Origin of the sequence: Bradyrhizobium sp. Mp27, from assembly GCF_029953005.1 — a bacterium.
Classification (GTDB): Bacteria; Pseudomonadota; Alphaproteobacteria; order Rhizobiales; family Xanthobacteraceae; genus Bradyrhizobium; species Bradyrhizobium barranii.
This window is the reverse complement of record NZ_JASAUS010000005.1, coordinates 63,766-82,410: the sequence shown is the minus strand read 5'-3', so window position 1 is coordinate 82,410 and position 18,645 is coordinate 63,766. Positions and strand designations below refer to the sequence as shown.

The 18,645-nt window shown below is 65.0% G+C and carries 19 protein-coding genes and 1 pseudogene; 13 read left to right on the top strand and 7 right to left on the bottom strand.

Features of this window, described 5'->3' with window-relative positions:
- Positions 1-181 precede the first annotated feature (181 nt).
- The 11 genes from QJT78_RS05410 to QJT78_RS05360 all read left to right on the top strand — a co-directional run bounded on the left by QJT78_RS05410 (position 182) and on the right by QJT78_RS05360 (position 9,904).
- Complete coding sequence (locus QJT78_RS05410; protein WP_028146852.1) at positions 182-952, top strand: alpha/beta hydrolase; 771 nt, start codon at positions 182-184, stop codon at positions 950-952.
- Positions 953-1,181: 229 nt separating this feature from the next.
- The gene (gene paaX / locus QJT78_RS05405; protein WP_281460191.1) at positions 1,182-2,048 is read left to right on the top strand and encodes a phenylacetic acid degradation operon negative regulatory protein PaaX; all 867 of its coding nucleotides are present in this window, start codon (positions 1,182-1,184) and stop codon (positions 2,046-2,048) included.
- Positions 2,049-2,129: 81 nt separating this feature from the next.
- The gene (gene paaA / locus QJT78_RS05400; RefSeq protein ID WP_028146854.1) at positions 2,130-3,122 is read left to right on the top strand and encodes a 1,2-phenylacetyl-CoA epoxidase subunit PaaA; all 993 of its coding nucleotides are present in this window, start codon (positions 2,130-2,132) and stop codon (positions 3,120-3,122) included.
- A 10-nt stretch (positions 3,123-3,132) separates the two neighbouring features.
- Positions 3,133-3,420: a 1,2-phenylacetyl-CoA epoxidase subunit PaaB gene (gene paaB, locus QJT78_RS05395; RefSeq protein ID WP_014496929.1), complete on the top strand. Its 288-nt coding sequence runs from the start codon at positions 3,133-3,135 to the stop codon at positions 3,418-3,420.
- Positions 3,420-4,196, top strand: a complete 777-nt coding sequence (gene paaC / locus QJT78_RS05390; RefSeq protein WP_028146855.1) for a 1,2-phenylacetyl-CoA epoxidase subunit PaaC — start codon at positions 3,420-3,422, stop codon at positions 4,194-4,196. The genes paaB and paaC overlap by 1 nt, the downstream gene beginning before the upstream one ends.
- Positions 4,190-4,693, top strand: coding sequence for a 1,2-phenylacetyl-CoA epoxidase subunit PaaD (gene paaD / locus QJT78_RS05385; protein ID WP_028146856.1), 504 nt, complete (start codon positions 4,190-4,192; stop codon positions 4,691-4,693). The genes paaC and paaD overlap by 7 nt, the downstream gene beginning before the upstream one ends.
- A 2-nt stretch (positions 4,694-4,695) precedes the next feature.
- Positions 4,696-5,778, top strand: coding sequence for a 1,2-phenylacetyl-CoA epoxidase subunit PaaE (gene paaE, locus QJT78_RS05380; protein WP_028146857.1), 1,083 nt, complete (start codon positions 4,696-4,698; stop codon positions 5,776-5,778).
- A gap of 55 nt (positions 5,779-5,833) precedes the next feature.
- Positions 5,834-6,283 (top strand): hydroxyphenylacetyl-CoA thioesterase PaaI, encoded by a 450-nt coding sequence (gene paaI / locus QJT78_RS05375; protein ID WP_028146858.1) that lies wholly within the window; start codon positions 5,834-5,836, stop codon positions 6,281-6,283.
- 45 nt (positions 6,284-6,328) lie between these two features.
- Positions 6,329-7,660: a phenylacetate--CoA ligase PaaK gene (paaK, locus tag QJT78_RS05370; RefSeq protein WP_038942062.1), complete on the top strand. Its 1,332-nt coding sequence runs from the start codon at positions 6,329-6,331 to the stop codon at positions 7,658-7,660.
- Positions 7,661-7,838: 178 nt separating this feature from the next.
- On the top strand, positions 7,839-8,843 hold the full coding sequence (locus QJT78_RS05365) for a zinc-binding alcohol dehydrogenase family protein (RefSeq protein WP_028146860.1): 1,005 nt from the start codon (positions 7,839-7,841) through the stop codon (positions 8,841-8,843).
- A gap of 2 nt (positions 8,844-8,845) precedes the next feature.
- Positions 8,846-9,904, top strand: a complete 1,059-nt coding sequence (locus QJT78_RS05360; RefSeq protein WP_038942063.1) for a YeeE/YedE family protein — start codon at positions 8,846-8,848, stop codon at positions 9,902-9,904.
- On the opposite strand, the gene QJT78_RS05355 is transcribed toward QJT78_RS05360, so the two are convergent.
- Entirely contained in the window at positions 9,883-10,797 is a 915-nt protein-coding gene (locus QJT78_RS05355) for a DMT family transporter (protein ID WP_028146862.1), read from the bottom strand. The two genes, QJT78_RS05360 and QJT78_RS05355, sit on opposite strands and share 22 nt — an antisense overlap.
- Before the next feature lie 79 nt (positions 10,798-10,876).
- Between QJT78_RS05355 and QJT78_RS05350 the strand changes: the two genes are divergently transcribed.
- Positions 10,877-12,325 (top strand): PLP-dependent aminotransferase family protein, encoded by a 1,449-nt coding sequence (locus QJT78_RS05350; protein WP_196238281.1) that lies wholly within the window; start codon positions 10,877-10,879, stop codon positions 12,323-12,325.
- A gap of 10 nt (positions 12,326-12,335) precedes the next feature.
- Here QJT78_RS05350 and QJT78_RS05345 read toward each other — a convergent pair whose 3' ends face one another.
- The 5 genes and pseudogenes from QJT78_RS05345 to QJT78_RS05325 all read right to left on the bottom strand — a co-directional run bounded on the left by QJT78_RS05345 (position 12,336) and on the right by QJT78_RS05325 (position 17,096).
- Positions 12,336-13,559: a bifunctional alpha/beta hydrolase/OsmC family protein gene (locus tag QJT78_RS05345; protein WP_038942066.1), complete on the bottom strand. Its 1,224-nt coding sequence runs from the start codon at positions 13,557-13,559 to the stop codon at positions 12,336-12,338.
- A gap of 25 nt (positions 13,560-13,584) precedes the next feature.
- On the bottom strand, positions 13,585-14,247 hold the full coding sequence (locus QJT78_RS05340) for a sulfite oxidase-like oxidoreductase (protein ID WP_028146865.1): 663 nt from the start codon (positions 14,245-14,247) through the stop codon (positions 13,585-13,587).
- Between the two features lie 3 nt (positions 14,248-14,250).
- Positions 14,251-15,576, bottom strand: coding sequence for an MFS transporter (locus QJT78_RS05335; RefSeq protein WP_028146866.1), 1,326 nt, complete (start codon positions 15,574-15,576; stop codon positions 14,251-14,253).
- Between the two features lie 32 nt (positions 15,577-15,608).
- Positions 15,609-16,830, bottom strand: a pseudogene (locus QJT78_RS05330) (cytochrome P450).
- Between the two features lie 56 nt (positions 16,831-16,886).
- A complete protein-coding gene (locus tag QJT78_RS05325; RefSeq protein WP_007607931.1) occupies positions 16,887-17,096 on the bottom strand; it encodes a ferredoxin in 210 nt (69 codons plus the stop codon).
- A 155-nt stretch (positions 17,097-17,251) separates the two neighbouring features.
- Between QJT78_RS05325 and QJT78_RS05320 the strand changes: the two genes are divergently transcribed.
- Positions 17,252-17,899: a TetR/AcrR family transcriptional regulator gene (locus QJT78_RS05320; protein WP_028146867.1), complete on the top strand. Its 648-nt coding sequence runs from the start codon at positions 17,252-17,254 to the stop codon at positions 17,897-17,899.
- Here QJT78_RS05320 and QJT78_RS05315 read toward each other — a convergent pair.
- Positions 17,896-18,534: an aspartate/glutamate racemase family protein gene (locus QJT78_RS05315; protein WP_038942067.1), complete on the bottom strand. Its 639-nt coding sequence runs from the start codon at positions 18,532-18,534 to the stop codon at positions 17,896-17,898. The genes QJT78_RS05320 and QJT78_RS05315 overlap by 4 nt on opposite strands.
- Between the last annotated feature and the right edge of the window lie 111 nt (positions 18,535-18,645).

The window sequence follows — 18,645 nt, the reverse complement described above, 5'->3', positions numbered from 1 at the left end:
GCATTCACGCGCGGGCCTATTGTCGCCTTGGGCTTCACCCGCTTGAATGTTCGGAACCGGTCGCCTAGCTGATTCATGCTGCGTTGCGGAACGTTCAAGAAGCCGGACTGTTGGAATTCATACCCATTTGCCGGCATCGCAACCGGTAGCCTTTTCAGCAATTCTGCCCAGGGGACCATTGATGACCGCTACTGCCCAGACGCTGCGTCCGCCGTCCCGTACCCTGATGTTCCTGGAAGGGCGTGCGATCCACGAGTTCGGCGCATTCCTCGGCGCGCTACCGCTGCTGAGCCTTGCGCCCCGCGGCGATGGGCATCCGGTGCTGGTGTTCCCGGGCCTCGTGGCCTCCGACGCGTCGACGCGCGCGCTGCGCTCGTTTCTGACCAGCAAGGGCTACGCGGCAAGCGGTTGGCGCCAGGGCCGCAACTACGGCCTGCGCGAGGGCGTGCAGCATGCGATGGTCGATCTCGTGCAGGAGCTCAGCGACAAGCATGGCTGTAAGATCAGCCTTGTCGGCTGGAGCCTCGGCGGTCTCTATGCGCGCCAGCTCGCCAAGATGATGCCGGCGCGCGTGCGCCAGGTGATCACGCTCGGCAGCCCCTTCGCTGGCGATCCCCGTTCGACCAATGCCTGGCGCGTTTATGAATGGGCGAGCGGGCGGAAGTCCGACGAGGTCGATCCGCAATTCGGCGGCGAGCTCGCAGTCCCGCCGCCGGTGCCGACCACCGCCATCTTCAGCCGCACCGACGGCGTCTGCGCCTGGCAGGGCTGTATGGAGAAGACGGGCGCGCAGACCGAAAGCATCGAGGTCGAGAGTAGCCATTGCGGTATGGGCCATCATCCCGCCGCCGTCTACGCGGTCGCCGACCGCCTCGCGCAGAAGGAAGGCCAGTGGCGGCCGTTCGACCGCAGCGGCTGGCGCAGCATGGTCTATCCCGATCCGCATCGGTAAGCGCTTCTTCACCTCGCCCCGCTTGCGGGGAGAGGTCGGATCGCATCGGAGATGCGATCCGGGTGAGGGGGACTCTCCGCGAGTCCGTCTATCACTGAGTTTGCTGATGCAGCCCCTCACCCCGACCCTCTCCCCGTAAGACGGGGAGAGGGGGAAGAACGTACGGTGCCCGCGAAAGCGTCGCGCCCGTCCATTGTCGCGCCCGCACCAAACGCGCTATGCCTCGCGCATGGCGCATCCATTGTCCCGCATCATCGACCTGCTCAAGCGTGAGCCGTCACGCACGGGCTCCATCGTCATCACCGTGTTTGGCGACGCCATCGTGCCGCGCGGCGGCTCGGTGTGGCTCGGCACGCTGTTGGAGTTCTTCGCGAGCCTGGACATCGATGCCGGCGTGGTCCGCACCGCGATGTCGCGCCTTGCTGCCGATGGTTGGCTGATGCGCGAAAAGGTTGGCCGTAACAGTTTTTATCGCCTGGCCGACAAAGGAAGTCAGACCTTCGAGGCCGCCGCGCGCCACATCTACGATCCGCCATCGTCGGACTGGACCGGGCGCTTCGAGCTGCTCCTGATCGGCAATGGCGAGGATCGCGACGTCTCGCGCGAAGCGCTGCGCAACGCCGGCTTCGGCAGTCCGCTGCCCGGCGTGTGGGTCGCGCCATCAGGCGTGCCGGTGCCGGATGAGGCTGCCGGAGCGATCCGTCTTGAAGTCTCGGCTGAGGATGACAGTGGCCGCCGTCTGCTCAGCGCGAGCTGGCCGTTGGACCGCACCGCCGACGCCTATCTGAAATTCATGAAGACGTTCGAGCCGTTCCGTGCCGCCATCGCGCGCGGTGCGGATCTGTCCGAGGCCGACGCCTTCACCGCGCGCATCCTGTTGATCCACTACTACCGCCGCGTCGTGTTGCGCGATCCGCTGCTGCCCGAGAGCTTACTGCCGGGCGACTGGCCTGGCAGGGCAGCACGTGAACTCTGCGGCGAGGTCTATCGCGCGCTGCTTGCGCCGTCTGAACAATGGCTTGATAGCCATGGAACCAATGAAAAGGGGCCACTGCCGCCGGCTCGAAAGCTCCTGGAGCGGAGGTTCGGGGCCTGATATATATATATATGTTACAGAAATATCTTGCATGAAGTAATTTATGTTATATATTGCCTCCCAATAAACGGGAGGATGCGCATGTATACCCAGGCGCTGAACACGGCCGAGACCGACGATCGCGGTCTTGAGGACGCGGCCAAGGCTGCGGAGTTCCAGGCCCGCATTGATGCCGAGGAGCGCATCGAGCCGAACGACTGGATGCCGGCGGCCTATCGCAAGACGCTCACCCGCCAGATCTCCCAGCACGCCCATTCCGAAATCGTCGGCATGCTGCCCGAAGGCAACTGGATCACGCGCGCGCCGACCCTGCGCCGCAAGGCCGCGCTGCTCGCCAAGGTGCAGGACGAGTGCGGCCACGGACTCTATCTCTACGCCGCCGCCGAAACGCTCGGCACGTCGCGCGAAGAGCTGGTCGACGCCATGCTTGCCGGCATGGCCAAATATTCCTCGATCTTCAACTATCCGACGCTGACCTGGGCCGATATCGGCACCATCGGCTGGCTGGTCGACGGCGCCGCGATCATGAACCAGATCCCGCTGTGTCGCTGCTCCTATGGCCCTTATGCGCGCGCGATGATCCGCGTCTGCAAGGAGGAGTCCTTCCACCAGCGCCAGGGCTACGAGATCATGCTAACGCTGTGCCGCGGCTCGGATGAGCAGAAGGCGATGGCACAGGATGCGCTGAACAGGTGGTGGTGGCCGGTGCTGATGATGTTCGGCCCGCCTGATGCCACGAGCCAGCACAGCGACACGTCGACGAAGTGGAAGATCAAGCGCTTCTCCAATGACGAGCTGCGCCAGAAGTTCGTCGATGCCACCGTGCCGCAGGCGCAATATCTCGGCCTCGCCATCCCCGATCCCGGCATGACGCAGGACGCCGAAGGGCACTGGCGCTACAGCGAGATCGACTGGACTGAATTCAAGCAGGTGCTCGCCGGCAACGGCCCGTGCAACCGCGATCGGCTTGCAGCGCGTCGCAAGGCGCACGATGAGGGCGCCTGGGTGCGCGAGGCGGCAGCCAGCTATGCCGCAAAGCGTGCGCAGCGTCAGACCGCACAAGCCGCGGAATAAGGAGATCACGATGGCCACGCCGAACACACCGCTGTGGGAAGTCTTTATTCGCAGCCGCAACGGGCTCGCGCACAAGCATGTCGGCTCGCTGCATGCGAATGACGCCACCATGGCGCTGCAGGCCGCGCGCGACATCTACACCCGCCGCGGCGAGGGCCTGTCGATCTGGGTCGTGCCGTCGACCGCGATCACCGCGAGCGATCCCGCCGAGAAGGGCATGATGTTCGAGCCGGCGGAATCGAAGATCTACCGGCATCCGACGTTCTACGAGGTGCCTGAGGAAGTGGGGCACATGTGATGCTTGTGGCCAACATCCAGGTCGCGGAAACACCGCTGGTGCTCTACGCGCTACGCCGCGCCGACGATGCGCTCATTCTCGGTCATCGTCTGTCGGAATGGTGCGGACATGCGCCGATGCTGGAAGAGGACATGGCGCTCTCCAACATCGCGCTCGATCTGATCGGCCAGGCGCGTGAACTCTACACCTACGCAGCCAAAGCCGAAGGCAAGGACAACAACGAGGACAAGCTCGCCTATTTGCGCGACGTCAGGCAGTACCGCAACCTGCTGCTGGTCGAGCAGCCGAACGGCGATTTCGCCCAGACCCTGGCGCGGCAGTTCTTCTATTCCGCCTTTGCCGACCTCTATTGGCGCGCGATGATGGCCTCGCGCGATACGACGCTCGCGGCCATTGCCGCCAAGTCCGAGAAGGAGAGCGCTTATCATCTGCGCCACGCCTCGGAATGGATCATTCGGCTCGGCGACGGCACCGGTGAGAGCCACGCCAGGGCGCAGGCCGCGATCGATCACCTCTGGGCCTTCACCGGTGAGATGTTCGCCGTCGATGACGGAGAACGCGCCCTGATCCATGCCGGTATCGCGATTGATCCCGGCAGCTTGCGCGGTCGCTGGCTGACGACGCTCTCCGATGTCGTCAGCGAAGCAACACTCACGCTGCCGCAAAATGACTGGATGCAGCAGGGCGGCCGCGCGGGCCGGCACAGCGAGCATCTCGGTCATCTCCTGTCCGAGCTTCAATCGATGCAGCGTACTTTTCCGGGGCAGACATGGTGACGGTGCTGGAGCGCGACAGTGAGCTGCGCCGGCGCGCCTGGGACGCCGCGGCGGGCGTCGTTGACCCCGAAATTCCAGTGCTGACCATCGCCGATCTCGGTGTGCTGCGCGACGTCGTTCTCGACGGCGATCATGTCGAGGTCGCGATCACCCCGACTTACTCGGGCTGCCCGGCCATGAACATGATCGCGTTCGAAATCGAGCTTGCGTTGGAACGCGCCGGTTTTCGCCAGCCGAAGGTCCGCACCGTGCTGTCGCCGGCCTGGACCACCGACTGGATGAGCGAGGAGGGGCGCCGGAAGCTGCACGCCTACGGCATCGCGCCACCGCAGGCGTCAAGCTCACGCCGCGCGCTGTTCGGCGAGCAAGCCGTCGCGTGCCCGCAATGCGGCTCTGACAAGGCCGAGCTACTGTCCGAATTCGGCTCGACCTCCTGCAAGGCGCTGTGGCGCTGCAAGGCCTGCCGCGAACCCTTCGATTATTTCAAGTGTCATTGATCATGTCCGCAGCGGCACCGCGCTTTCATCGCCTGACCGTCAACGACCTCCGCCGCGAGGCGGCCGACGCCGTGTCGATGACCTTTGCAGTCCCCGGCGAACTCGCGGGCGATTACGCTTTCGCGCCCGGCCAGTACCTCACGCTCCGCACCATGCTGGATGGCGAGGAAGTCCGGCGCTCCTATTCGATCTGCTCGGGTCCTGATGATGGCGAGATCCGCATTGCCGTGAAGAAGGTCGACGGCGGAGCATTTTCGAACTGGGCGGCGGACGAACTCAAATGCGGCGACGAGCTCGACGTCATGACGCCGACCGGACGCTTCGGCGTGATCCCGCCGGCAGATAGCGGACGCATCCATGTCGGCTTTGCCGCAGGCTCCGGCATCACGCCGATCCTGTCGATCGTCAAGGGCGTGCTCGCGCGCGAGCCGGACAGCCGCTTCTTCCTGTTCTACGGCAACCGCGCCACCGACAACATCATGTTCCTGGAGGCGCTCGAGGAGCTCAAGGATCGCTTCATCGATCGCCTCTCGATCTTCCACGTCATCTCCGGCGAGGAGCAGGACATCCCGATCCTGCATGGCCGGCTCGACGGCGACAAGGTGAGGGTGCTGCTGCGCTCCCTGGTGCCGGCGGCAAGCGTCGATCATGTCTTCATATGCGGCCCCCTTGGCATGAGCGAGGATATCGAGGCGACTTGCAGGGATATCGGCATCGCGGAGGAGCGCATCCACGTCGAGCGCTTCGTCTCCGAATTCGGCGGCAAGCCGCGACCGAAGAAGATCGTTGCACCCGACGCGCCGCCGAAGGCGATCGCCTCGCTGATCATCGACGGCAAGCGTCGCGACGTTCCGGTTGCCGAGGACGAGGCGATCCTCGATGCCGCGCTGCGCGCCGGCGTCGATCTGCCCTTCGCCTGCAAGGGCGGCATGTGCTCGACCTGCCGCGCCAAGCTGGTCGAGGGCGAGGCGCCGATGGACATCAACTATTCGCTGGAGCCCTGGGAATTGAAGGCCGGCTTCGTCCTGACCTGCCAGGCGAAGCCGTCGTCGGAGCGGGTCGTGGTCGATTACGATCACGTTTGACAGCTATGGCCAGGCAGCAGAGCATTATGGCCAAACATTTGGCCGGGAGAAGCGCGTGAACGTCAAAGCCAACCTGTTGCCCGAGGATATTGCCCGCGCCTGCGCCGACGCGATGTGGGCGGAGGACGATGCCTCCAAGGGTCTCGGCATGGAGATCGTCGAGATCGGTCCGGGCTTCGCGACGCTGGCGATGAACGTGCGGCCGGACATGGTCAACGGCCAGCGCATCGCCCATGGCGGCTTCATCTTCACGCTGGCCGATTCCGCCTTTGCCTTTGCCTGCAATTCGCACAATGAACGTGTCGTGGCGGCACAGGGCCAGATCACCTTCATCAAGCCGGGCAAGCTTGGTGACCGCCTCGTTGCAAAAGCGCGCGAGGTCAGCCGTGGCGGACGCTCAGGCATCTACGATGTGCGCGTGAGGGTGGGCGACACCGTCATTGCGGAATTCCGGGGGCATTCGCGTGTCATTCCCGGCACGTGGCTGCCGACGCAAGATCAATAAAAGAACCAAACAATAAAAAGAACCAACCAATGTGGGGAAACGAGCATGGCTCTGACGAGGCTCAAGGAAGGTGGCAACACCTATAGTGCCGAGATGGATGCTCATGAGCGCGCGTCGCGTGATGAGATCATGGCGCTGCAAAAGCAGCGGCTGGTCTGGTCGCTGAAGCATGCCTACGACAACGTCGCGCATTATCGCCAGGCCTTCGACAAGGCCGGCGTGCATCCGTCCGACTTTCGCGAACTCTCTGATCTCGCGAAATTCCCGTTCACCGTGAAGACGGATCTGCGCGACAATTATCCGTTCAACATGTTCGCCGTACCGCGTGAAAAGCTGGTGCGCGTGCATGCGTCGTCCGGCACCACGGGAAAGCCGATCGTGGTGGGCTATACGCAGCGCGACATCGACACCTGGTCGGAGGTGATGGCACGCTCGATTCGCGCCGCCGGCGGCCGCACCGGCATGATCATCCACAACGCCTATGGCTACGGCCTGTTTACGGGCGGATTGGGCGTGCACTATGGCGCCGAGAAACTTGGTTGCACCGTGGTGCCGATCTCCGGCGGCATGACCGAGCGGCAGGTGCAGCTCATCAACGATTTCCGGCCCGACATCATCACGGTGACGCCGAGCTACATGCTGGCGATCCTCGACGAGTTCAAGCGCCAGAAGCTCGACCCGCGCCAGTGCTCGCTCAAGGTCGGCATCTTCGGCGCCGAGCCCTGGACCAACGCGATGCGCGGCGAGATCGAAGAGGCCTTCGACATGGACGCGACCGACATCTATGGCCTCTCTGAAGTGATCGGCCCCGGCGTCGCGCAGGAATGCATCGAGACCAAGGATGGCCTGCACATCTGGGAGGACCATTTTTACCCCGAGGTGATCGACCCCGTGACCGGCGCTGTGCTGCCGGATGGCGAGAAGGGCGAGCTGGTGTTCACCTCGCTGACCAAGGAAGCCTTCCCGGTGATCCGCTATCGGACCCGCGACCTGACGCGGCTGCTGCCGGGCACGGCGCGGCCGGGCATGCGGCGGATGGAGAAGGTGACGGGCCGCTCCGACGACATGATCATCCTGCGCGGCGTCAATCTGTTCCCGACCCAGATCGAGGAGGTGTTGCTCGCGACCGACTGGTGCGGCGGGCATTTCATTCTTGAACTCACCCGCGAAGGCCGCATGGACGAGCTGACCATCATCGCCGAGGCGCGGCCGGAAAGCTGGGACGGCCGGGGGCTCGTCGATCACGCCGACCGCATCTCCACCCACATCAAGAACACCATCGGCATCAGCTCCAGGGTGCAGGTGGTCGCGCCCGCCACGCTGGAGCGCTCGCTGGGCAAGGCCAAGCGCCTCTACGACAAGCGGCCGAAGGACTAGCTGTTGCTCCTCATTGAGGAGCGCCGAAGGCGCGTCTCGAACCATGAAGGCCCGGATGCTGCAGCGCGGGCCTGCATCCTTCGAGACGCCGCTCGCGCGGCTCCTCAGGATGAGGGGAGGCAGTTGACTTGACCGGGCCCAAAGGCGACAAGGCCCGCGAGAAATCGTGGGTCTTTCGATGTCATCAGCCGATCGCAAAACCGTCGAAGCGCGTTGCGTCCGCCTCAATGCCAAGGCCGATAATGCTGCGGCGATCGCGCCGCTGATCGAGCGTTATCTACTCACGCGCGGTCCGAAGGATCTCCTGATCGAGATAAGGGCCGCCGCCGTCAACCCCTCCGATGTGAAGGCTGCGACCGGGCTGATGCCCTATGCCGTCTTCCCCCGCACGCCCGGCCGCGATTATGCCGGCGTGGTGATTGACGGGCCGGCCGATACGATCGGCCGCGAGGTGTTCGGCTCCTCCGGAGATCTCGGCATCCGCCGCGACGGCACCCACGCCAGCCATCTCGTCGTCGAAGCCGACGCCGTGGTGGACAAGCCGAAGACGGTCTCCTGGGAGGAGGCCGCCGGCATCGGCGTGCCCTTCGTCACCGCAATGGAAGGCTTTCGCCGCGCCGGCGTTCCGAAGCCCGGCGAAACGGTGCTGGTGTTCGGCGTCAACGGCAAGGTCGGTCAGGCCGCCGTCCAGATCGCCACCTGGCAGGGCGCGCGCGTCATCGGCGTGGTGCGCAAGGCAGAAGCCTATGAGGGCCATGCCAACGCAGCCATCGAGGTGATTGACGCCTCGGCGACCGATGCCGCCACGCGCGTGCGCGAACTGACCGGCGGCAAGGGGGCCGACATCGTCTTCAACACCGTCGGCGATCCCTATTTCCAGGCCGCGCACAAGTCGCTCGGGTTGCGCGGCCGCCAGATCCTGATCGCCGCGATCGACCGCATCGTGCAGTTCAACATCCTCGAATTCTACCGCGGGCAACACACTTATGTCGGCATCGACACGCTCGGGCTGTCCTCGGCCGCAACCGGCGCGGTGCTGCGCGACCTCGGCCCCGGCTTTGCGAGCGGTCACCTGAAGCCGTTCCCGATCAAGGCGAATGCCGTCTATCCGCTGGAGCGCGCCAAGGAGGCCTATGTCGCGGTCGCCGGTTCGTCGCGGGATCGCGTGATCCTGAAGCCTTGACCATGGACTCGTCCACCCAACTCGTCATCCTTGCCGGCCTCGTCATCGGGCTCATCTATGGCGCCGTGGGCTTGCTCAGCGGGTTCTGCCTGATGAGCGGCATGCGCGGCTGGCTGGCCGAGGGAGACGGGCGGCTGGTGCGGACCTTTGCGATGGCGATTGCTGTTGCGGTTGCGGCGAGCCAATTCCTTGCCGGTAGCGGCATGGTCGATCTCGGCAAGTCGATCTATCTGCAACAATCCATCTCGGTGCCGGTGCTGTTCCTGGGCGGCCTGTTGTTCGGCTACGGCATGGTGCTGTCGAATGGTTGCGGCTCGCGGGCGCTGGTGCTGCTCGGCCGCGGCAATCTCCGCTCCTTCGTCGTCGTGATCGTGCTCGCCATCGCCGCGCAGATGACGCTAAAAGGCCTGATCGCGCCGGCGCGCATTGCGCTGGTTCAGGCCTCGCAAACGACCGTCAACGCCAATTCGCTGCCGTCACTGCTGGCGACGCTCGGTCCCGGTGAAGCGGTCTCGCGCGCGCTGGGCGCTGCTGTAATCGCCGTTGCGCTGATCCTGTTTGCGTTCGCGCACCCGGCGTTCCGGCGTTCGCCGGGCCAGATTGCAGCCGGTGTCGTCGTCGGGCTTCTGGTCGCCAGCGGCTGGTTCGTCACCGGCTATCTCGGCGCCGACGATTTCAATCCGGTCCCGGTGACCTCGCTGACCTTCGTCGCGCCGATCGCCGATAGCCTGCAATACGCCATGCTCTCGACCGGCCTGACGCTCAATTTCGGCATCGCCACCGTGGCCGGCGTCCTCGCCGGCAGCCTCGTCACCGCGCTCGCCACAGACCGCTTCCACCTCGAAGGCTATTCCTCACCGCGCCACATGCTGCGGTCCGCCGGTGGCGCCGCGCTGATGGGGATCGGCGGCGTGATGGCGTTCGGCTGCTCGATCGGTCAGGGGCTCACCGGCGTATCGACGCTTGCTCTGGGCTCGTTCGTCGCGGTCGCCGGCATCCTGCTCGGCACGACGGCCGGCCTGCGCGGTGCACTGCGGGTTCAGCCGCTCGCGGTGGCCTGACCGCGCAGCAGCCGGTCGCCCAGCGTCGCAAAACCGATGCCGGTGACGATCAGTCCGGCCGCGACAGCAAGACTCATGTCGATTGGCTCGCCCAGCAGGATCGCCGCGCTGGCGATGCCAACGAGCGGGGTCCCGGTGGTGCCGAGCGACGTTGTCAGGGCCGAGATGCTCTTGTTGACCATCGACATCGCCCAATAGGCCAGCGCCGTTCCGATCAGCCCCGAATACAGGAACAGCAACACGAGCTTCCACGACCATTCCGCGTGCGGCAGGCCATCCGTGACCACCGCCGATCCGGTCAGCACGATGGTTGCAACGAGCACCTGCCAGATCAGGAGCTGGAGCGGCGACGCGATCCAGCGATGCGCGCGGATATAGATGATGTTCGCAGCCCATGAGATCGCGGCCAGGATGACCATGCCGGCGCCGAGCACGACGTTGCCATTGGTCCAGTCGATCGATGTCGGGTTCAGGATCACGGCAAGGCCGATCAGTCCGAGCAGGGCGCCGGCGAGTTTTGGCGCGGTCAGCGTATCTTTCGCCAGCAGAGGTGCGGCGATCGCGACCCAGAGCGGCGTGGTGTAGCCGAGCACGATCGCCTTGCTCGCGGGCAGGAAGCGCACACCGGCCGCAACCAGGACCGAGAACACCGTCATGTGCAGCAGCGCGACGCTCAGGATCACCGGAATGTCGCGCCGCTCTGGGATCATCAAATTGTTGCTCAGCCCGAGGATCACGAACAATCCGGCCAGCGCGATCCAGCTCCTGATCGCCGAAGTCCATAACGGCGGAAGGAACTGGACGAGTTGCTTCGTCACCGACCAGTTCACCCCCCAGGCCAGCACGACGATGAGGAACAGCCCGACGGCCGCGCGGGAGGAGAGGGAGTTCATCGCAAAATCCTTGAAGCAGTCCAGTCCGGCGGATAGCATCCGGAGTGGCACCTGAAAAAGTGCCAGACTGGAAAGGAATATGGTGCCAGTTTTGGAAGGGGTGATCTCCGCCCTGATCGAGCTGAAGCGGACCGACGACGAGGGGCTGACGGCGCAACTGACGAGCCAGCTGCGAAACCTGATCGCGACCGGTCGACTCGGCAAAGGCCGCGCGCTGCCGTCGAGCCGCCGGCTTGCGAGCGATCTCGGCGTCTCGCGCAACACCGTTACTTATGCCTTCGAGCAGCTCGCCGCCGAGGGATATCTCGAGGCGTCGCACGGGCGTCGTCCCATGGTTACGGTCGACGGCGGCCGTAACGAAGAGGCGGGTGCCGTCGCACCGAGCGTCCGCTCTGGCAAGCCGCGGCTCTCGCCCTGGGCGTCGAAGCTCAAGCAGACCGACTGGCCGATGTCCTATCAGGCGCCGCTAAAACCCTTGCGCCCGGGGCATGGAGATGCGCGGGAGTTTCCGCACGAAGTGTGGGCCCGCTGCCTGCGTCGCAGCGCGGTGCGCGCAGCCAAGCGCGAGCTTGGACCGGTCAATCGGACGCGCCTGCGCCAGGCGCTGGCGCATTATCTCGCCGCCAGCAGGGGCGTCCGCGCCACCGCAGACCAGATCCTGATCCTGCCGAGCGCGCAGGCCGCGCTGACCCTGATTGCGGCTGCGCTCATCACGTCCGGCGACGATGTCTGGGTCGAGGACCCCGGCTATCCCGGCGCTGCGGCCGCCTTCCGCGCGTCCGGCGCGCGCGTGATGGGGATGAAGCTGGACGAGCAGGGCATGCAGCGGATGCCGGGCATCGCCGCGCCAAGGCTCATCTTCATGACGCCCTCGCATCAGCACCCGACCGGGCGGCTGATGTCGCTCGCGCGCCGCACCGAATTCCTGGGCATGAGCAGGCCAGGCGAGACCTGGATCGTCGAAGACGATTACGACGGCGAATTCCACTATGACAGCCGGCCGGTGCCGGCCTTGCAGGGGTTAGACGCCCATGGCCGCGTGTTCTATGTCGGAACGTTTTCGAAGGCGATGACGTCGGATATCCGGCTCGGCTATGTCGTCGCGCCACCAGGGTTGGTCGGCACCCTGGAGATCGCACAGCGGCACATCGGGCTGATCGCCTCCAGCCACATCCAGGAAGCGCTGGCGGAGTTCATCGCCGACGGGCATTTTCTCGCGCATCTGCGCCGGATGCGCCGGCTCTATCACGCGCGCCGCGATCACCTCGTCGAGGGACTGGAGCGCCATCTGGGCGAAGTTCTCTCCGCCGAAGTGCCCTCGGGCGGCATCCAGCTGGTCGCCCGCCTCAAGCGCGGTCGCGCCGATCAGGCGGCGGTGCAACGGCTGGTCGAGGCAGGCGTTGAAACGCGGGCCCTGTCCAGCCTGGCGCTCGGCCGTCCACGCGACCATGGCCTGCTGCTCGGCTTCGCGGCCTGGCGCGAGAATGAGATCAGCGCGGCGGTGCGGACGATGGCGTCGTGCTTCTAATGCAGGCGCGCTAGTCCACCGCCTTCGTCACGATGCGGATCTCCGAGGTCAGCGTCCGGTGCACCGGACACTTGTCGGCGATCTCCATCAGCTTCTTGCGCTGCTCCGCATCGAGCGCGCCGTCGATCGCGATGTCGCGCTCGATCTGGTCGAGCATGCCATCGCGCGTCTCGCACTCCGCGCAGTCCTTGGCGTAGATTTTCGAATGCTTCAGCGTGACCGTGACGCGATCGAGCGGCAGCGATTTGCGATCGGCATAGAGGCGCATGGTCATGGAGGTGCAGGCACCAAGGCCGGCCAGCAGGAAGTCATAGGGGCCGGGGCCGGCATCCTCGCCGCCGGCCGCAATCGGTTCGTCCGCCACCAGATGGTGCGGGCCGACGGTGATGGCCTGGTTGAACTTGCTCTTGCGGGTTTCCTGCACCACCACTTTGCGCGGCTCTTCCGCGAGATCCATCGCCTTCGCGGGCTTCGCGGTGTCGATGTAGCGGCTGGCCCAGGCCGTGATCACGTCGGCCGTGTAGAGGGCGTCGGCCGGTTTGGTCAGGAGATGATCGGCGTGGTCGAGCGAGACGAAGCTCTTGGGGTGTCTTGCCGCAACGAAAATCTTGGTCGCATTGTCGATGCCGACGGTGTCGTCGACAGGTGACTGCATCACCAGCAGCGCCTTGTGCAGGCCGGTGATGTCTTTCATCAGTTCTTGCTCGGCGATGTCGTCGAGGAATTCGCGCTTGATGCGGAACGGGCGCCCCGCGAGCGAGACCTCGACTTCGCCCTGCGCGCGGATGCTGTCGAGATGCTCGCTGAATAGACCGGTGACGTGAGCGGGATCGGATGGCGCCGCGATGGTCACGACAGCCTTGGCTTCCGGAATCCCTCCGGCGGCGGCGAGGATCGCGGCGCCGCCGAGGCTGTGGCCGATCAGGATCGACGGCGCGGTGCGGACCTTGCGCAGATGATCGGCGGCGTGCAGGAGGTCGGCGACGTTGGAGGAGAACGTCGAGTTGGCGAAATCGCCTTCGCTGGAGCCGAGCCCGGTGAAGTCGAAGCGCAGCACCGCAATGCCCTTGGCGGCGAGCGCGACCGAGATGCGTTTTGCCGCCAGCGTGTCCTTGCCGCAGGTGAAGCAGTGCGCGAACAGCGCGAAGGCCGCGGGCTCGCCATCGGGCAGCTCCAGCGCGGCGGCTAGTTGATGGCCACCTTCGCCGGTGAATTGAAAGCGTTCGGTCGGCATGGGCTTCCCCCGTCCTTGCTTGAACCTAGTCGGCTGAATATCGCTGCTCGGCCCAGGGATCGCCGCGGTTATGATAGCCGCGGACTTCCCAGAAGCCCGGCGCGTCCTCGGTCAGGAATTCGATGGCCTGAAGCCATTTGGCACTCTTCCAGAAATACAGATGCGGCACGACGAGCCGCACTGGGCCGCCGTGCTCTTCGGTCAGCGGCTGACCCGACCAGCTGTGGGCGAGCAGGGCGTCCGCGGCGGCAAAGTCTTCCAGCGTGAGGTTGGTGGTATAGCCGTCATGGGAATGCAGGACCACGAAGCGCGCATCCTCGCGCGGCTGGCAAGCCGCAAGCAGTTCGCGCGTGGCGAGGCCTTCCCACTCATTGTCGTAGCGCGACCAGGTCGTCACGCAATGGATGTCGGAGGTGATCTGCGCCTGCTTCTGCGCCGCGAATTCGGAAAATGTCCAGAACACGGGGGTCTCGATCGCGCCGTAGACGTCGAGCCGCCAGCGCTCGCGCGATACCGGCGGCACGACTCCGAGATCGAGCACCGGCCAGTCCTTGGTGAGATGCTGGCCCGGCGGCAGTCGCTGATCCTCCGGTCGCGTAACGCGGCCCGTGAGGAAGCGGCCTTCGCGCGCCCATTTCTCCTTGGTGCGCGTCAGCTTGCTGTCGGGCGGCTCGTTGTCGTCGGCCATGAGCTACTCGTGGCGGTGCATCGCGGAGGCGTGCTTGGTGTCACGCATGGTGGAATAGATGATCAGCGACAGGCAGATGACACCTGCGAGATAGTAGTAGAACCACTCCTCGTGCCCGATGCTCTTGAAATAGAGCGCGATCGCCGGCGCCGTGCCGCCGAAGATCGAGACCGTGATGGCGTAGGGCAGGCCGACACCGAGGGCGCGGACATTGGTCGGGAACAGCTCAGCCTTCACCACCGCGTTGATCGAGGTGTAGCCGGCGACGAACAGCCAGGCGCAGCAGATCAGGATGAAGGCCATGAAAGGCGACTTGGTCTCCTTCAGCGTCATCAGCAGCGGCACGGTCGCGAGCGTACCCGCGACGCCAAAAAAGATCAGCAGGGGCTTGCGCCCGATCTTGTCGGAGATCGCGCCGTAGATGGGTTGCAGGATGGTCGCGAAGATCAGCGTGCCGAAGATCACGAAAGTGGTCTGGTCCTCGGTCAGGCCGACCGAGAGCTTGACGAAGGTCTGCATGTAGGTGGTGAAGGTGTAGAACGCCGCGGTCCCGCCCGCGGTGAGGCCGACCACCAGCAGCAACTCGCGGGGGTAGCGCAGCAAATTGGTGATCGAGCCGGTCGGCTTCACCACCTTCTTGGCTTCCTCGAAGGCCTCGGTCTCGTGCAGATTGCGCCGCATCACCGCGGCAAAGATCGCCAGCGCCGCGCCGATCGCAAACGGGATGCGCCAGCCCCAGGCTTTGAGCTCCTCCGGCGTGAGGAAGACCTTTTGTAGGAGCAGCAGCACGATGATCGCGGTGAGCTGGCCGCCGATCAGGGTGACGTATTGAAAGCTCGAATAGAAGCCGCGATGCTTGGGATCGGCGACCTCGCTGAGATAGGTCGCGCTGGCACCATATTCGCCGCCGAGGCTCAGGCCCTCGATGACGCGCGCGAGCGCCAGGATCACCGGCGCGGCGAAACCGATGGTCGCATAGGTCGGCGTCAGCGCGATGATCAGCGAGCCGAAGCACATGAAGACGACGGATAACGTCAGCGAGATGCGCCGGCCGAAATGGTCCGCGATGTAGCCGAACAGCCAGCCGCCCAGGGGGCGCATCAGGAAGGTCGCCGCGAACACCACGGCGACGTTCAGTTGCTGGACGACGGGGTCGTTGCCGGGGAAGAAGGCCGGAGCGAAATAGAGCGCGAACGCCGTATAGGCGTAAAAATCGTACCACTCGACGAGATTGCCGATCGAGCCGATGAAGATCGCCTTGATCCGCCGCTCGGCGTCGGCGAGGTCGATGTGATCAGAGGCCGGTAGGGTTGCTGCTTGCTCTGTCACGTCCGGCCTCTCTCCGTTGGTCTTGGAAAGGCCTACATCGCCTTTCCGAACAGAAATGGCAACTGGCGGGGGCCTCTCACCGTGCCCTGTGACCAGGTCACCGTGCCTGCCGGGTCGAGGGCGAAGTCCGGAATCCGCTTCAGCCATTCCTCCAGCGCAACCTGCATCTCCATGCGTGCAAGGTTGGAACCGACGCAGCGGTGGATGCCGAGGCCGAAGGCGGCATGGCGATTCTCCCGGCGGTCGATCACGACTTTGTCAGCGTCGGGAAACATCTTGGGGGCACGGTTGGCGGCCGGGAACGACAGCAGCACCATGTTGCCCGCCTTGACCGGGCAGCCCGAGATCGTGGTCTCCTTGACCACCTCGCGGGCCATGGTCACCGGCGAATAGGCCCGCAGAAGCTCCTCCACGGCGATCGGGATCAGCCCGGGCTCGGCGATCAGCCGTTCGCGGTCGGCCGGCGTTTTCGCGAGATGCCAGAGCGAGGAGCCGATCGCACTCCAGGTGGTGTCGATGCCGGCGATCAGGAGCAGCCGCAGCGAACCCAGCACGTGGGAGTCCTCGAGCGGATTCCCGTCCTTGTCTCGGGCGTTCATCAGATAAGAGATGAGGTCGTCGGTCGGCTTCTGCTTGCGCTCCTCGATGTGGGCGCTGAAGTAATCGCTCATCTCGTGCACGGCCTGGAGGAGCATGTTCTCGTCCTTGATGCCGAGCTCCAGGATCATGTGGATCCAGTTGATGAAGAGGTCGCTGTCGCTCTCGGGAATGCCGAGCATGTGGGCGATGGCCTGAACCGGGATGTACTTGCTGTAGCGCGCCGCGGCGTCGACCCTGCCGTAGGCGATGAACCCGTCGATCAGCTCGTTACAGATCGCTCGCATCCGTGGCTCGAGCTTCTTCATCGCGTCCGGTGTGAACGGTGGCAGCAGCAATTGCTTGGCCGGCTTGTGCACGGGCGGATCGGACGTGATCGGTGGGGCTGCATTCCGGGAAACCTCCGGCCGGACGTCACGGACGATGATGCGGCGCGAGGAGAAATGCTCGGTATCGTTGGCGATCTCGCGCACCGCCTCGTAAGTCGTCGGCATGTAGCAGCCCGAGGAACCGTTCGGTGTGCACCACGGGGCTCGCGGCGCGCAGCTCCTCCCAGATCGGGAAGGGATCGTCCGTCCATTGCGGATCGGTGTGGTCGAAATCATGGACCCAGTCGGTCACGGGGGGATGGGCGGCGGGCTGGCTGACGTCGGACATCTCGGAATCCTTGGGCTCGTGTTCACTGGAAGCACGCAGGGGCGGCGGAGGCCGCGCTACTCCTCGATCACATCGATCGCAATTTCCGGGCAGTTGGATTTGGCAAGCCAGGCCTTGTCTTCGAGCCCGGGCGGCACGGTGCCGTCGCCGGCCTCATGGGCGTTGCCGTATTCGTCGAGCTCGAACAGCTCCGGTGCGAGCGCCTTGCAGCGCGCGTGGCCCTGGCATTTGTCGGGATCGACGTGAACCCTCAGTCGCTCTGTCATGGCGGCTTCCTCGGTCGTATGCGCGGAGCCCGAAGGCTGGCGCGTTCCTCATGTCAATGTTGTCGGCGGCATTTGCCGCTTATTCTAAGTTATATGCTATTACATTCGCGACAGGCTTCCCCTGTCAAGCGCAAACTTATAGGCTTCGCCGTAACATGCGTTCACAACTCGCCCGCAAGCCAGAGAACACCTACCACCATGGCGATCTCCGTGACGCCTTGATCAAGGCCGCGCTGCGCGAGGCGGAGCAGGGCGGCGCCGAGGCGATCAGCATCAAGGCGCTTGCCAAACAGCTCGGCGTCTCGCAGCCGGCGCCGTATCGGCACTTTGCCGATCGTGATGCGCTGCTAACGGCGGTGACGGCAGAGGCGTTCCGGCAGCTCAGTGCACTTCTGCGCGAGGCGATGGCGAAGCCGTCGAAGCAATCGAAACTGTCGCGGCTGGCGCAGGCGACACTCGATTTCGGTCTGCGCCGCAACGGCATCTATCGCCTGATGTTCGCTTCCCGCACCGTGTCATGCGCGGCAAATGGCAGCGAGCTGCACGACGCCACCCGCGAGACTTTCGCGCTGGTGATCGAAGCCCTCGAGGCGCCGGCGGTCGGCTTCTTGCGCGAGCGGCAAGCCCTCAAGATCTGGGCGGCGTTGCATGGCGTGGTGATGCTGGCCGAGCAGGGCCTGTTCACCGGCGAGGCCGCGCATGCCACGCGCGAGGAACTGGTCGAGGACTTTGTGAACGAAACCAAGGCCGCGCTCGCCGCTGCGATCAAGGATGCGCAACGTCGGAAAAAGGCCGGCGCCTAGGCCTTCGCTTTCAGCAGCCTCATCAGCTTGTCGACCGCGCTGTCCGGAGTCGTCACGACCGGGCGGCCGGTGACCTCGGCGACCAGCGGCGCGGTCGCCGCGATGCTGAATTGCGCAAGCGCAATGACGTCGCAATCGCGCAGGTCCTTTGACGCCTCGACAATCAGCCGGTCGTGTGCGGCGCGATCGCCGCGATCGAGCGCGGCCAGCGCGCCCTCGGCGAGTTTCGGCACGACCTGGGCCGAGGCCGGAAACTCCGGTGGCATCGAGGCCAGTGTCGGCGGGAAGGTCGAGAGCAGGCCGATCCGCTTGCCCATGGTCACGGCCTGCTTGATCATCGCCTCGTTCGGCTTCAGCACGGGCATCGGCACATGTGCGCGCGCGACGGCCTCGATGCAGGGGCCGAAGGCCGAGCAGGTGAACAGGATTCCGTTCGCCCCGGTCGCTGCCGCATAGTCGCCGAGCGCGAGGAAGCGCTCGGTCATGGCATCGTTGAGCACGCCGTCGCGGGCCAGATCCGCCGACAGGCTGTCATCGAGCAGGTTCATCAGCCGTGCCTCCGGCCACGCCTTCGCGAACGCGGCCTCGATCGGCGCGATGGAATGCTTGAGGGCGTGGATCAGGGCGATGCGCATCGGTGTCTCTTCTCCCTCTCCCCGTTCTTACGGGGAGAGGGTCGGGGTGAGGGGCTCTATCCACGTTGAAGGTGAGGGACGAATTCGCGGAGGCTCCCCCTCACCCGACCG

Excerpts from the sequence above, each read along its gene's own strand:
- QJT78_RS05345 (WP_038942066.1), bottom strand. The coding sequence starts at position 13,559 with ATGCCGACCGAACGCTTTCAATTCACCGGCGAAGGTGGCCATCAACTA.
- QJT78_RS05315 (WP_038942067.1), bottom strand. The coding sequence starts at position 18,534 with ATGCGCATCGCCCTGATCCACGCCCTCAAGCATTCCATCGCGCCGATC.
- QJT78_RS05360 (WP_038942063.1), top strand. The coding sequence starts at position 8,846 with ATGGACTCGTCCACCCAACTCGTCATCCTTGCCGGCCTCGTCATCGGG.
- QJT78_RS05355 (WP_028146862.1), bottom strand. The coding sequence starts at position 10,797 with ATGAACTCCCTCTCCTCCCGCGCGGCCGTCGGGCTGTTCCTCATCGTC.
- paaD (WP_028146856.1), top strand. The coding sequence starts at position 4,190 with ATGGTGACGGTGCTGGAGCGCGACAGTGAGCTGCGCCGGCGCGCCTGG.
- paaA (WP_028146854.1), top strand. The coding sequence starts at position 2,130 with ATGTATACCCAGGCGCTGAACACGGCCGAGACCGACGATCGCGGTCTT.
- paaX (WP_281460191.1), top strand. The coding sequence starts at position 1,182 with ATGGCGCATCCATTGTCCCGCATCATCGACCTGCTCAAGCGTGAGCCG.
- QJT78_RS05340 (WP_028146865.1), bottom strand. The coding sequence starts at position 14,247 with ATGGCCGACGACAACGAGCCGCCCGACAGCAAGCTGACGCGCACCAAG.
- QJT78_RS05325 (WP_007607931.1), bottom strand. The coding sequence starts at position 17,096 with ATGACAGAGCGACTGAGGGTTCACGTCGATCCCGACAAATGCCAGGGC.
- paaB (WP_014496929.1), top strand. The coding sequence starts at position 3,133 with ATGGCCACGCCGAACACACCGCTGTGGGAAGTCTTTATTCGCAGCCGC.
- QJT78_RS05350 (WP_196238281.1), top strand. The coding sequence starts at position 10,877 with ATGGTGCCAGTTTTGGAAGGGGTGATCTCCGCCCTGATCGAGCTGAAG.
- paaE (WP_028146857.1), top strand. The coding sequence starts at position 4,696 with ATGTCCGCAGCGGCACCGCGCTTTCATCGCCTGACCGTCAACGACCTC.
- QJT78_RS05410 (WP_028146852.1), top strand. The coding sequence starts at position 182 with ATGACCGCTACTGCCCAGACGCTGCGTCCGCCGTCCCGTACCCTGATG.
- QJT78_RS05365 (WP_028146860.1), top strand. The coding sequence starts at position 7,839 with ATGTCATCAGCCGATCGCAAAACCGTCGAAGCGCGTTGCGTCCGCCTC.
- QJT78_RS05320 (WP_028146867.1), top strand. The coding sequence starts at position 17,252 with ATGCGTTCACAACTCGCCCGCAAGCCAGAGAACACCTACCACCATGGC.
- paaK (WP_038942062.1), top strand. The coding sequence starts at position 6,329 with ATGGCTCTGACGAGGCTCAAGGAAGGTGGCAACACCTATAGTGCCGAG.
- paaC (WP_028146855.1), top strand. The coding sequence starts at position 3,420 with ATGCTTGTGGCCAACATCCAGGTCGCGGAAACACCGCTGGTGCTCTAC.